At 65.8% G+C, this 12211-nt stretch carries 16 protein-coding genes; 8 read left to right on the top strand and 8 right to left on the bottom strand.

Going from position 1 to position 12211, the window contains the following annotated elements; translation table 11 throughout:
• Nucleotides 1-4 precede the first annotated feature (4 nt).
• Nucleotides 5-181: a YegP family protein gene (locus AC58EF_RS20670; protein ID WP_179044221.1), complete on the top strand. Its 177-nt coding sequence runs from the start codon at nucleotides 5-7 to the stop codon at nucleotides 179-181.
• Nucleotides 182-296: 115 nt separating this feature from the next.
• On the opposite strand, the gene aroB is transcribed toward AC58EF_RS20670, so the two are convergent.
• On the bottom strand, nucleotides 297-1403 hold the full coding sequence (aroB, locus tag AC58EF_RS20665; protein WP_497278266.1) for a 3-dehydroquinate synthase: 1107 nt from the start codon (nucleotides 1401-1403) through the stop codon (nucleotides 297-299).
• Nucleotides 1394-1942, bottom strand: coding sequence for a shikimate kinase (locus tag AC58EF_RS20660; protein ID WP_497278265.1), 549 nt, complete (start codon nucleotides 1940-1942; stop codon nucleotides 1394-1396). The genes aroB and AC58EF_RS20660 overlap by 10 nt, the downstream gene beginning before the upstream one ends.
• 96 nt (nucleotides 1943-2038) lie before the next feature.
• On the opposite strand from AC58EF_RS20660, the gene AC58EF_RS20655 reads away from it, so the two are divergent.
• The 5 genes from AC58EF_RS20655 (at nucleotide 2039) to AC58EF_RS20635 (ending at nucleotide 7547) form a co-directional block, all read left to right on the top strand.
• Nucleotides 2039-2227 carry a hypothetical protein gene (locus AC58EF_RS20655; protein ID WP_497278264.1) on the top strand — a complete coding sequence of 63 codons (189 nt, stop codon included), beginning with the start codon at nucleotides 2039-2041 and terminating at the stop codon, nucleotides 2225-2227.
• A 5-nt stretch (nucleotides 2228-2232) separates the two neighbouring features.
• Nucleotides 2233-4053 (top strand): hypothetical protein, encoded by a 1821-nt coding sequence (locus tag AC58EF_RS20650; RefSeq protein ID WP_497278263.1) that lies wholly within the window; start codon nucleotides 2233-2235, stop codon nucleotides 4051-4053.
• A gap of 2 nt (nucleotides 4054-4055) precedes the next feature.
• Entirely contained in the window at nucleotides 4056-4988 is a 933-nt protein-coding gene (locus AC58EF_RS20645) for a tyrosine recombinase (protein WP_497278262.1), read from the top strand.
• 11 nt (nucleotides 4989-4999) lie between these two features.
• Nucleotides 5000-5944, top strand: a complete 945-nt coding sequence (locus AC58EF_RS20640) for an acetyl-CoA carboxylase carboxyltransferase subunit alpha (protein ID WP_497278261.1) — start codon at nucleotides 5000-5002, stop codon at nucleotides 5942-5944.
• Nucleotides 5945-6068: 124 nt separating this feature from the next.
• A complete protein-coding gene (locus AC58EF_RS20635; RefSeq protein ID WP_497278259.1) occupies nucleotides 6069-7547 on the top strand; it encodes a M48 family metalloprotease in 1479 nt (492 codons plus the stop codon).
• 66 nt (nucleotides 7548-7613) lie between these two features.
• On the opposite strand, the gene AC58EF_RS20630 is transcribed toward AC58EF_RS20635, so the two are convergent.
• On the bottom strand, nucleotides 7614-7781 hold the full coding sequence (locus AC58EF_RS20630; RefSeq protein ID WP_497278258.1) for a Flp family type IVb pilin: 168 nt from the start codon (nucleotides 7779-7781) through the stop codon (nucleotides 7614-7616).
• Nucleotides 7782-7919: 138 nt separating this feature from the next.
• On the bottom strand, nucleotides 7920-8105 hold the full coding sequence (locus tag AC58EF_RS20625; RefSeq protein ID WP_497278257.1) for a Flp family type IVb pilin: 186 nt from the start codon (nucleotides 8103-8105) through the stop codon (nucleotides 7920-7922).
• Nucleotides 8106-8187: 82 nt separating this feature from the next.
• Here AC58EF_RS20625 and AC58EF_RS20620 point away from each other — a divergent pair, with 82 nt between their 5' ends.
• On the top strand, nucleotides 8188-8595 hold the full coding sequence (locus tag AC58EF_RS20620) for a (deoxy)nucleoside triphosphate pyrophosphohydrolase (protein WP_497278256.1): 408 nt from the start codon (nucleotides 8188-8190) through the stop codon (nucleotides 8593-8595).
• A 61-nt stretch (nucleotides 8596-8656) separates the two neighbouring features.
• Here AC58EF_RS20620 and bfr read toward each other — a convergent pair whose 3' ends face one another.
• The 3 genes from bfr to AC58EF_RS20605 all read right to left on the bottom strand — a co-directional run bounded on the left by bfr (nucleotide 8657) and on the right by AC58EF_RS20605 (nucleotide 10754).
• On the bottom strand, nucleotides 8657-9136 hold the full coding sequence (bfr, locus tag AC58EF_RS20615) for a bacterioferritin (RefSeq protein WP_497278254.1): 480 nt from the start codon (nucleotides 9134-9136) through the stop codon (nucleotides 8657-8659).
• 149 nt (nucleotides 9137-9285) lie between these two features.
• Entirely contained in the window at nucleotides 9286-9456 is a 171-nt protein-coding gene (locus AC58EF_RS20610) for a (2Fe-2S)-binding protein (protein WP_066861972.1), read from the bottom strand.
• A 59-nt stretch (nucleotides 9457-9515) separates the two neighbouring features.
• Nucleotides 9516-10754: a DUF418 domain-containing protein gene (locus AC58EF_RS20605; protein WP_497278253.1), complete on the bottom strand. Its 1239-nt coding sequence runs from the start codon at nucleotides 10752-10754 to the stop codon at nucleotides 9516-9518.
• A 151-nt stretch (nucleotides 10755-10905) separates the two neighbouring features.
• Here AC58EF_RS20605 and AC58EF_RS20600 point away from each other — a divergent pair, with 151 nt between their 5' ends.
• Nucleotides 10906-11673 (top strand): methyltransferase domain-containing protein, encoded by a 768-nt coding sequence (locus AC58EF_RS20600; protein ID WP_497278252.1) that lies wholly within the window; start codon nucleotides 10906-10908, stop codon nucleotides 11671-11673.
• Nucleotides 11674-11680: 7 nt separating this feature from the next.
• Here the strand turns inward: AC58EF_RS20600 and AC58EF_RS20595 are convergent, their stop codons facing one another.
• Nucleotides 11681-12166 carry a hypothetical protein gene (locus tag AC58EF_RS20595; protein WP_497278250.1) on the bottom strand — a complete coding sequence of 162 codons (486 nt, stop codon included), beginning with the start codon at nucleotides 12164-12166 and terminating at the stop codon, nucleotides 11681-11683.
• Between the last annotated feature and the right edge of the window lie 45 nt (nucleotides 12167-12211).

Below are 12211 nucleotides of genomic sequence, written 5' to 3'. Positions count from 1 at the left end.
GACCATGGCCCACAAGTTCGTGATCGAGAAGAACAAGGCCGGCGAGTTCGTCGCCAAGTTCAAATATAATGCCGAGGTCATCTTCTGGACTGAAGGCTATACCTCCAAGGCGAGCGCCAAGAACGCGATCGACTCGATCCTGAAAAACGGTCCCGGCGCGCCGGTCGAAGAGGCGGAATAAGCCGGACTTCGGATAAGTAGGGCGCTTATCCAATTCCTCACGTCGCCTCGGTCCTGGCGGAAGCGACGGTCGCTTTGCCCTGTCAGCGTTCGATCAGAGGTTGACGGCTTGCGCCTCAGGCCGCGCGTTCTTCATCCAGAAACGCCGCCACATCGTCGAGCAGGACATCCTTCGACAGGAAGGTCCGGCCGATGCCGCGCGCCAGCAGGAAGGGCAGGGCGCCCGCCGCCATCTTCTTGTCGTGCAGCATATGGCCGACCAGCGCCGGGCCGTCCGCCGTCACATGGGCGGTGGCGAGGTCGTGGGGCAGGCCCACGGTCTTGAGGTGGGCGGTGACGCGCTCGGCATCCTCCGCCGGGCACAGCCCCAGCCGCGCCGAATAGCGGAAGGCGAGCGCCATGCCCGCCGCGACGCCCTCGCCATGGAGCAATATGTCGGAAAAGCCGGTGTCGGCCTCCAGCGCATGGCCGAAAGTATGGCCCAGGTTCAGCAGCGCGCGACGGCCCGACGTCTCGCGCTCGTCATCGGCGACGATCGCCGCCTTCGCGCTGACGCTGCGCTCGATCGCATAGGTGCGCGCGTCGGGATCGCCCGCCAGCAGCGCGCCGGCATTGGCTTCGCACCAGGCGAAGAAGTCGGGATCGTCGATCAGGCCATATTTCACCACTTCCGCGTAGCCGGCGCGGGTTTCGCGGGCCGGCAGGCTGTCGAGCGTCGACGGGTCGATCAGCACCAGCGCGGGCTGGTAGAAGCTGCCGATCAAATTCTTGCCGGCCCGCGCATTGATCGCGGTCTTGCCGCCGACCGACGAATCGACCTGCGCCAGCAGGGTGGTCGGCACCTGGACGAAATGGCAGCCGCGCTTGAGGATTGAGGCGGCGAAGCCGACCAGATCGCCGATCACGCCGCCGCCGAGCGCGATCACATGGTCGCCGCGCTCGATCTCGTGGCCCAGCAGCGCATCGAGCAACTGCTCCAGATGCCGCCAGCTCTTGGTCTGTTCGCCGGGCGGCAGGATGATGGGTTCGACCGCGACATTGGCCGCGCGCAGGCTGGCCTCCAGGCGGGGAAGCTGGGTTGCGGCGACATGAGCGTCGGTGACGACCACCAGCCGTCCTTTCCGCGCATAACCGCGCAGCCTGTCGCCCGCGCGGTCCAGCGCGCCCTGTTCGATGACGATATCGTAACTACGCGCGTCCAGCGCGACGCGGACTAATGCCATGCCGTCAATTGCTCCACGATGCGCTCGACCGCGACCTCGTGCGGCGCGGCGACGCTCTTCACATGAATGGGGGCGAGCGCGTAGATCGGGTTGCGCACCGCAGCCAGTTCGGTGAGCACCACGCGCGGATCGCGATTCTTGAGCAACGGCCGGCTTTCGCGGCGCGCCACCCGGTCGACCAATATGTCTATATCGGCGTCCAGCCAGATGGTGGTCGCTTGTTCCAGGATCAGCTTGCGCGTCTCTTCCTGCATGAAGGCGCCGCCGCCCGTCGCGATCACCTTGGGCGCGCCGTCCATCAACCGGGCGATGACCCGCCGTTCGCCGTCGCGGAAATAGGCTTCGCCATAGCGCTCGAAAATCTCGGCCACGGTCATGCCCGCGGCCTTTTCTATCTCCTCGTCGGCGTCGACGAAGCTGAGGCCGAGACGGGCCGCAAGACGGCGGCCGACGGTCGATTTGCCCACGCCCATCATGCCCACCAATACGATGGGACCTCGCCTGACCTGGCCGTCCGGGATTTTGCTGTTTCGTTGCATGGCTTGCGGGGCTATACAGCCAGCCGTCACAGAGGCAAATCGCATCTTTTCTTTGTCCCCCGGCCTTTCAGGCCCGGAAAGCCAAGCCAAGGACCTATGAAGAATAATCGCAACTTCAGCAGTTTCGAAGGCAGTTCGCGTCGCCGCGGCAGCCGCCTGCCTCTTCTCCCGATCATCCTGGTCGTGCTGGTCGCTGCCTTGCTTGCCTTTTTCTGGTCGCGCGGCGGAGAAAAGCCGCAGCAGCGCGTCGAAAAGATCATTCCCGCCGAGAAGCTGGGTCAGTAAGGCGGATGCGCTGGCCGCGGGCGAATGCCAAATGGGCGTTGGGCAGCTTTGCGCTCGCCCTGACCCTGCCCGTGGTGGCTCAGCAGGCGCCCGAATCGCTGCTGCCGCCCGGTTTCGGCGACGCGCCCGAAGCGCCGACGCCTACGCCCCAGCCGTCGCGCCCCGCCCAGCCGACCCCGGCTTCGCCGTCCGCGCCGATGGTGCAGCCGCTCGATCCTGCGACTCCGCCCGACCTGGCGGCCATCGCGGCCGCCCAGAACGCCGCCGAAGAGGAACTGACGCCCGAGGAGATCGCGGCGCAGAAGGCCAAATATGACCTGCCCGACACGGCGCGCCGGTCGCTCGACCGTATCGGTCCGCTGACACCGCAGACGCGCGGGTTCGAGCCGGACGCCTTCGGCAATCAGTCGGGCAAATTCCTCGCGACGCTGATGAAGGAAACCCACGCGCCGATCGTGTCGCGCTGGGCCTCCATCCTGCTGCGCCGCGCGTTGTTGACCGCCACCGATACGCCGCGCGACATTGACGGCGCGGACTGGGCGGCCGAGCGCGCCTGGCTGCTGCTGCGCATGGGGGAAGCGGACAGCGCGCGCCTGATGGTGCAGAGCGTCGACCCGGACCGCTATTCACCGCGGCTCTACGCGATCGCGATGCAGACCTATCTGGCGACCGCCGATCCGGCGGGCCTATGCCCCTTGTCGGAAGGCGCGTTGCGCTTCAGCAAGGAGCCGGGCTGGGACATGACGCGGGCGATCTGCCCCGCGCTGTCGGGCGATCAGGGCACGGCGAGCGGGGCGCTCAACCAGGCGCAGCGCAAGGGCGTGGTGCGCGGCATCGACTATCGACTGGCGGAAAAGGTCGTCGGGACCGGCTTCAATGCGCGTCGCTCGGTCAAGATCGAATGGGACGGCGTCGATCGCCTGACCGCCTGGCGCTATGGTCTGGCGACGGCGCTGAATGTCGAAATTCCCGAGGATCTCTACGCCACCGCCGGACAGCATGTCCGCGCCTGGGAAGCGCGCGCGCCGGCGCTGGGCGCGGTGCGCCGGCGACCGGGCGTCGATATCGCGGCGCGGTTGGGCGTTTTTTCCAGCGCGGCTCTGGTCGGCTTCTATGGCCAGATCAGCACCGATGGCGATGCGCCGAACGATGTCGCCGACAAGGTCGATGCGTTGCGGACCGCCTATTCGGGCGCGACCGTGGGCGACCGGCTGGGCGGGATGCGCAGTTGGTGGCAGGATGGCGCGAAGCCCGATTATGTCGGCCTGATCGCGACGGCGCGGGCCGCCGCCGCGCTGCCGGTGGCGCAGGCGTCGGCGCAGGATGCGTCCAATCTCGTCGCGTCGATGCTGACCGCCGGCTATGATCGCAACGCTGCCCGATGGGCGCAGGCGATCGGCCAGATGGACGGCGAGGGCGCGTCGCAATTCTGGGCCTTGCTCGCGGTCGGCGCACCCAGCCCGGTGGTCGACATCAGTTCCGGTCGCGTGTCGACCTATGTCGGGGAAGCCGGGGCGGAAAAGGGCCGGATGCTGATCGCCGCGCTTGCCGGCCTGTCACGCCTGTCGCCGCAGGACGCCACATCGTTGGCGCAGGATAATGGCATGGCGCTGGCTGCCAACAGCCGCTGGGCGCGCGCCATCGGCGCAGCGGCGCAGCGCGGTGAGAAAGCAACCGTGGCATTGCTGGCGGCGGTCGGGATGCAGGGCAATGACTGGAGCCGGTTGCCGGCCGCGCATCTCTATCATGTCGTCGCCGCGCTGCACCGGGTCGGGCTGGATCCCGAGGCGCGGATGATCGCGGCCGAGGCGATCAGCCGCAGCTGACCATGGGGCAGGAGGACGCAGCCCTGGTCGACCGCTTCCTCGAAATGATGGCGGCGGAGCGCGGCGCATCGCGGAACACGCTGCTGGCCTATCGCGCGGACCTTGCCGGAGCGGGTGAGTTGCTGGGCGGGCTTTCGCGGGCGACCAAGGAGGGGCTGGGGACGCTGGCGGCCGCCTGGGCGGAGCTGGCCGCCTCATCGGTTGCGCGCAAGGCGTCGGCCCTGCGCGCCTTCTACGGCTTTCTGGAGGAGGAAGGGCTGCGCGCCGATAATCCTTCCGTCGCGCTGCCGCGCCCGGCGACGCGCCGGCCGCTCCCCAAAATACTCTCCACCGCCGAGGTCGACCGATTTTTCGCGCTGATTGCGGAGCGGCTGGCGGTGGAGCGTCCCGCCCCGGCCGACCTGCGGCTCGCGGCGCTGATCGAGCTGCTCTATGGATCGGGCCTGCGCGCGACCGAGCTGGTGTCGCTGCCGCGCCGGGCGCTGGCCGCCGACCGGCCCTTCCTGATCCTGAAAGGCAAGGGCGCGCGCGAACGGCTGGTGCCGATTTCCGACCGGGCGCGCGCCGCGGTCGCCGCCTGGTTGCCTCAGGTCCCGGGGGACAGCCCTTGGCTGTTTCCGTCGGGCAAGAGCCATTTGAGCCGCGTCCGCCTCTACCAGTTGGTGAAGGCATTGGCTGCGGCGGCCGGCATCGCGCCCGATCGGGTCAGTCCCCATGTGCTGCGCCATGCCTTCGCCACGCACCTGCTGGAGGGCGGGGCGGATCTGCGCGCCTTGCAGGCGATGCTGGGCCATGCCGATATTGGCACGACGCAGATCTACACCCATGTCGACAGCCGCCGGCTGGTCGAGCTGGTCAATCAGCGGCATCCGTTGGCCACCATGCCGACCAGGATCGCGCATCGCCGCGTTGACGACAGCGCGCCATCGCCCTAACGCCTTGCGCCATGGTAAGCTTTCTGGAATTTGAAAAGCCGATCGCGGAGCTGGAAGCGCGCATCGTCGAACTGCGCGCCACCGCCAGCGTGGGCGACATCAATATCGACGGCGAAATCGCGACGCTGGAACAGCGCGCGGCCAAGCTGCTGACCGACACTTATGCGAAGCTGACGCCCTGGCAGAAGACCCAGGTCGCGCGGCATCCCGACCGCCCGCACTTCAAGGATTATGTCGCGGGCATGTTCGACAATTTCATGCCGCTGGCCGGCGATCGCGCCTTTGCCGACGATCAGGCGATCCTGGGCGGCTTCGCGACCCTGGGTGACCGCAAGGTCATGGTGATCGGCCATGAAAAGGGCGACGACACCGCCAGCCGCGTGCGCCACAATTTCGGCATGGCCAAGCCGGAGGGCTATCGCAAGGCGATCCGCCTGATGGAACTGGCCGACCGTTTCAGCCTGCCGGTCGTGACCCTCGTCGACACTTCGGGCGCTTTCCCCGGCGTGCAGGCGGAAGAACGCGGGCAGGCCGAAGCCATCGCCCGCTCGACCGAAGCCTGTCTGGCGCTGGGCGTACCGATGGTGGCGGCCGTGGTGGGCGAGGGCGGATCGGGCGGCGCGATCGCGCTGGCGGCGGCGAATCGCGTGCTGATGTTCGAACATGCCGTCTATTCGGTGATTTCGCCCGAAGGTTGCGCCTCGATCCTGTGGCGCACCGCCGAAAAGGCGAGCGACGCCGCGATGGCGATGCAGGTGAGCGCGCAGCACCTCAAGAAGCTGGGCGTGATCGACCGCATCGTCAATGAGCCGGTGGGCGGCGCGCATCGCGAACCGGTGCAGGCGATCGCCAATCTGGGCGCGGCGATTGAGGCGGAACTCGATTCGCTCGACGGCATGGGCGCCGACGCCCTGCGCACCGACCGCGCCGACAAATTCCTGGCGATCGGGGCCTGATCTTTCCCGGGGGCGGACTATCCACCGGAAAACGCGTCAAGTCGGCAGCTCTTCCCTCGCTTTTCCGGGAACGCCCCGCCATGGTCGCTCGTTACGTGGCGGTAACGGCGGAGGATAAGGGTTTATGAACTGGAAGATGTCGCTGGGCTGCACGGGGGCGGCGCTGGCGGTGATCGTGACGGCGCCCGCGGTGATCGGGCAGCAGCGCGCTATTCGCACGGTCTCATCGATCAGCCAGCAGGACAAGGCGAGCGGGGCCAAGCAGCATCCCGAACTGCTCAAGGAATTTGGCGGCACCTATGCAGGGCCGCAGGCGAAATATGTCGAAGGCGTAGGGCGGCGGATCGCGGTCCAGTCCGGCCTGTCCAACGCGCAGGGCGATTTCACCGTCACCCTGCTCAACAGCCCGGTGAACAACGCCTTCGCCATTCCCGGCGGCTATATCTATGTCACGCGCCAGCTGATGGCGCTGATGAATGACGAGGCTGAACTGGCGGGCGTGCTCGGGCATGAGGTCGGCCATGTCGCCGCCCAGCATGGCCAGCGGCGCCAGCAGGCGGCGCAGCGCAACGCGATCGGCGGGGCGCTGCTGGGCGCGCTGGCAGGCGCGCTGCTCGGCGATTCGGGCTTTGCCGGGCTGGTGCAGAAGGGGATCGGCACGGGCAGCCAGTTGCTGACGCTCAAATTCTCGCGCAGCCAGGAATATGAGGCCGACGATCTGGGCATCCGCTATCTTGCTTCGGGCGGCTACGACCCGCGCGCGCTGTCGGACATGCTCGCATCGCTGGCGGCACAGAGCGATCTCGATTCGCAGGTGGCGGGTAATGCGCGATCCATGCCCGAATGGGCCAGCACCCACCCCGATCCCGCCTCCCGCGTCGACCGGGCGGCGCAGGCGGCCGAAGCGACCCGCGTCACCAGCACGGTGCGCAACCGCGACGCCTTCCTCAACGCGCTGAATGGCGTCCTTTATGGCGACGATCCCAGGCAAGGGGTGATCGATGGCAGCCGTTTCCGCCATCCCGACCTGCGGCTGAGCTTCACCGCACCCAGCGGCTTCGGTATGGAAAATGGCACGGATGCCGTCTCGATCACCGGCTCGGGCGGGCAGGCGCAGTTCGGCGCGGCACCCTATTCGGGCAATCTGGCCGCCTATATCAACAGCGTCTTCGCCAGGCTGGGCGGCGGCAATGGCGGCGTGCCGGCGGGCGAGGTGAGCCGCACCACCGTCAACGGCATACCCGCCGCCTGGCGCACGGTGCGCGCCTCGACCCAGTCAAGCCAAGTCGATGCGACCGTCTTCGCTTATGAGTTCGGCGGGGGGAGGGCCTATCATTTCCTGTTGCTGACCCCGGCCGGGCAGGGCATCGGCCCATTCACGTCGATGGTGCAGTCGGTGCAACGCCTGTCCACGCAGGAAGCCGCGGCGATCAAGCCGCGCCGCGTCCAGGTGCTGACTGTAAAATCCGGCGACACCGTCCAGTCGCTGGCCAGGCGCATGGCTTACAGCGATTATCCGCTGGAACGCTTCCTGACGATCAATGCGCTGAGCGACAATGCCGTGCTGCGGGCGGGCCAGCGAGTGAAAATCGTCAGTTGGTAAGCGCAAAGAAAAGGGCGGCGGACATGATGTTCGCCGCCCCTTCCTGTCTCTTGCGAGAAGCTCGACTTATTCGTCGACGAGCTTGCCCGAGACATTGTTGAAGGTCGAACCCAGCTTGGTGCCCAGGCTGGTCATGGCGCCGATAGCGGCGACAGCGATCAGCGCGGCGATCAGGCCGTATTCGATCGCGGTGGCACCCTTTTCATTCTTCAGCATCTTGCGGATGAACTGCATATGACGTCTCCTTGAATTGGATTATCCGTTAAACTACCCGGCCGCCCCCGCTTGGTAATTCGTGGTCAGCTAGGATGGGATTAGGCCGGCTCAGTTGAAAAATGTTTAATGGCCGAACGAGGTGTCAGATTTTCATGATTAATATTTCGTTACTTCGGTCGCGACGTTGTTCCACATGCGAATCGTCCTGTTTGCGACGTTGTTCAGCGCCGCGATCATCGCCAGTACGATCAATGCGAGAATGAGTGCATATTCGACGGCCGTCGCGCCCCGCTCGCACCGTAGCACGCCCCAGCGGCCGATGATTTCGATAAGCCCGCGCATCATGTCCCCACTTCGCTGCAGACAGTCCCCGACAGACATGTAAAGCCACCACGGTTAACAAAGCCCTCTCGACCGGAAAGATATGCCACCTGTGACTCCCCTGTTCGTCGTTGCCGTAGCGTTGATCGATGCCGACGGCCGTGTCCTGTTGCAGCAGCGCCCGCCCGGCGGCTCGATGGCGGGGCTATGGGAATTTCCCGGCGGCAAGGTCGAGCCGGGCGAAACACCCGAGGCGGCGCTGGTGCGCGAGCTGGAGGAGGAACTGGGCATCCGCACCCATGAAAGCTGCTTGGCGCCTGCGACCTTCGCCAGCGAGCCGCTGGGCGACAGGCATTTGCTGTTGCTGCTCTATGTCTGCCGCAAATGGCAGGGAATGCCCGAGGCGCGCCATGCAACGGCGCTCACATGGACGCGGCCCGCGCAAATGTATGCGCTGGAAATGCCGCCGGCGGACCTGCCGCTGATCGGGCTGCTGGAGGCGCTGCTGTAAAGAAAAGGCGAGACCATCGCCGGAGGGATGGTCTCGCCCGCTATGTGTCGCGGCGGGCGCCTTATTCTTCGGCGGCCTTGCTCTGCAACTGGATATAATTCTGGATGCCCATGCGCTCGATCATCTCGAACTGGGTTTCCAGCGTGTCGACATGCTCTTCCTCGCTTTCGAGGATATATTGGAACAGGTCGCGGCTGACATAGTCGCGGATCGATTCGCAATAGGCGATGGCGTCTTTGAGCACCGGCAGAGCTTCGTATTCCAGCTCCAGGTCGGACTTGAGGATCTCCTCCACCGTCTCGCCGATCTTCAGGCGGCCGAGCAGCTGGAAATTGGGCAGGCCGTCGAGGAACAGGATGCGCTCCGCCACCTTGTCGGCGTGCTTCATCTCGTCGATCGATTCTTCATATTCGAACTTGGCGAGCTTCTTGACGCCCCAATGATCGAGCATCCGATAATGGAGGAAATATTGGTTGATCGCGGTCAACTCGTTCTTGAGGACCTCGTTCAGGAAATCGATGACCTTCGGGTCGCCTTTCATGGCGTTATACTCCGGCTGTTTTTGGAACGCCGGGAGTATAGGCGCAATGCTCCTGTCTGTTAAGTCGAAAACCCTTGAAAATCAGGGATTTTTTACTGCGCTATTGCGTCGGCTTCGCGATTGTTTCGTGCGCATGATTTGCAATTTTATCAGGCTGATGCGCGCTCCGCCGCTATGATGGTGCGGGCGAAGGACACGCACTGGCCGCATTTGGGCCGACGGCCGAAGCGGGCATAGGCGTTGCACGGCGTATCCGCGCCGTCGCGCGCCGCTTCCCGCAAATCCTTTTCACGAATGGCATTACAAACGCAGACAACCATCGAGGCTCTTCTCCTGATGAAGGAGAGATAGCGTGTCTGATAATGGGTCGCAATAGTAATCAGCTGCTCCTGCGAATCTTTTGCACCGCACCATGGCTGAGGCTTCGCCACAGCCATTCAGCCGGACCCATCGCGAATCGGGCTGCATAGGGCTGGGACCAGAGCAGCATCACCGCCCAGGCGGCAAAAACGAAGAAGGGCAGCAGCGCATGGCCGACATGGGCGAACAGCCCAAGCCCCCAGCCATAGAAGATTGCGGTCATGATGAGGCTGGTGCCCAGATAATTGCTGAGCGTCATCCGCCCCGCCGCAGCGATCCGCCCGGTCATCGGGCTGTCCTTGTGCCGCGCGAACAGCCAGAGAATGAGCGCCGCCCAGCCGACCGTCAGCGGGATGCGGAAGGGCAGCGACCAGGCGAGCGCCGTGCCATAGGTGGGGAGGGGCGCGAAACCGCTCCACCATGCCCAGATCGCCAGCGCCGCCATGGGCGGCACGCCGATCAGGAAGCAATGGCGCGCGGTGCGGCGATATTGCTCCGCGTCCCAATTACCGGTCAGGAAGCCGCCCTTCAGCATCGCCATGCCCAGCAGCATGAAGCCCAGCGTCTCGAACGCGTTGAACAGCAGCCCCCAGAGCCAGTCGCCGGGAAAGTCGGCCAGCTTCATGGCGATAATGGCGCCCAGGCCGCTGCGATAGGTGGCGATCTCCATCTGCGTGGTCGGGCTGGCGGGATCGGACAGGGCCGCCATGAAGCTGAGGAATCCGTCCCGCGTGACGGTGCTGGCGTCCGCATCCGCGGCGGCATGGCCCCACAGATAGAGGCTGCCGATGAAGGCTGTGACCAGCAGGAACTGGACCAGGAAAAAGACAAAAGCGCGCTTGACCAGATCTAGCGGTTCCAGCCGGACGAACAGCAGGGCGAACAGGCTGACGATCGCATAGACCCGCAATATATCGCCCCACCAGAGCAGGAAGAAATGGGCGCAACCGATGACGAACAGCCATCCCGCGCGGATTATCTGCGTCCGGCGGCCGTCGCGCCCGGCCATCTCCTCCTTGTCGATCAGCAGCAGCATCGACGCGCCGAACAACAGGGCGAACAGGCCGCGCATCTTGCCGTCGACAAGGATCAGGCTGACCGCCCAGAAAGCAATGTCGCCAGCGGAAAGCGGTCCCGACACCGCCGGATTGAAATAGGCGTTCTGGGGCAGGGCGAAGGCGGTGATGTTCATCCACACTATGCCCATCACCGCGCAGCCGCGCAGCACGTCCATGGCGGGGATGCGGGGGGATGTCATGCGGCGGCGGTTCCTTGAAAGGGCTGGTCAGAGCGCCAAGGCTCCGCCATCCGCCTAGAGCCTTTCCGCATCCTGTGGAAAGGCCCTTGTTCTTTGCGGCCGCATTTCCCAAGGCGTTGACCGTGATCGGTCAACTGAAAATGCTCCAGCCATGAATGATGCGCGCAAGCAACGGATAAGCGATGCCTTCGGCGCGGCGGCAGGCCATTACGAGGCCCATGCCGGGCCGCAGCGGCTGGCGGCGACGCTGGTGGCCGACATTGCCCGGCGGCAGAAGCCCGGCGGCGTGGCGCGCATATTGGAGATCGGATGCGGGACGGGACTGCTGACCCGCGAGATTCAGACGCGCTGGCCCGGCGCGGAACTGATCGCGACCGACATCTCGCCCGGCATGTTGGAGCAGGCGGCATCGCATGGCCGGGTCGCAGGCCGCTTCCTGACCATGGACGGCGAAGCGCCGCCTTTCGACGGGCCATGGTTCGACCTGATCCTGTCCAGCCTGGCCTTTCAGTGGTTCGATGATCTGCCGGCGGCGATCGCGCGGCTGGCGGGGCTGCTGCGTCCGGGGGGCAGCCTGATCTTCTCGACCATGGGGCAGGGCAGCTTCGCCGCCTGGCGTGCCGCCCATGCTGCCTGCGGTCTTGCCAGCGGGGTGTCCGACTATCCCTCGCTCGATGCGTTGCGCGCAATGCTGGCGAGACAGGAAGACGCCTTCGCCTTTGAAGAGACGGTGGCGCTGGAGGGCATGGGCGCGCGGGCGCTGCTCACCCATCTCAAGGGGATCGGCGCGGTTGTGCCGGGCGAGGGTCATCGCCCGCTCGGCCCGGTGGCGCTGCGCCGGGTGATGGCGGCCTATGATGCGGCGGGCGGCCGGGACGTCTATCAATTGCTGCTGGGGCGGGTGACGCGCGCCGATTAGGCGCGGCTCAGTTTCTTCGCCGCCTGCTGCGTCGCGCGGCGATCAGCGCGATCGGTAGGCCGACGAGGATGCAGTGCGAGAAAAGCTGATTGCCGACGCCCCAGGCGATCTTGCCGATCGGCCGGCCGACATAGGCGTCGGGCAGCCAGAGCGCGGGCCAGCGCCACGGCCGCACCAGCCAATACATGATGATCCAGAGCAGCAGGCCATAGAACAGCCCTGCGGCGACCGGACGGCGCCTGAGCGCGGGGATGTGCCGTGCCGCGACGATATAGACGCTGGCCATGCAGGCCATGATGGCGAAATGGACCGCCAGGCCGATCGCGGCCCAGAGCCAGATGGGATCGCCCCTGGTGCTCTCCCCGAACGGGCCGCTGGCGACGAATGTCAGCACGGCCAGCGGCCTCATGCCCGCCATGCCGGCAAAGACGAAGGCGGATATGATGTCGAGCGTGCCCGCGATCAGCGTCGCCCGGATGATCCTTCCGCGCATATATGGCGCTCCCCTTTTTGCGGGGCGCATCATGGCAGATCGCGG

This window comes from Sphingobium sp. WR1, assembly GCF_059693745.1.
Note: the sequence above shows the minus strand (reverse complement) of the source record. Positions and strands in the feature narration are given on the sequence as shown.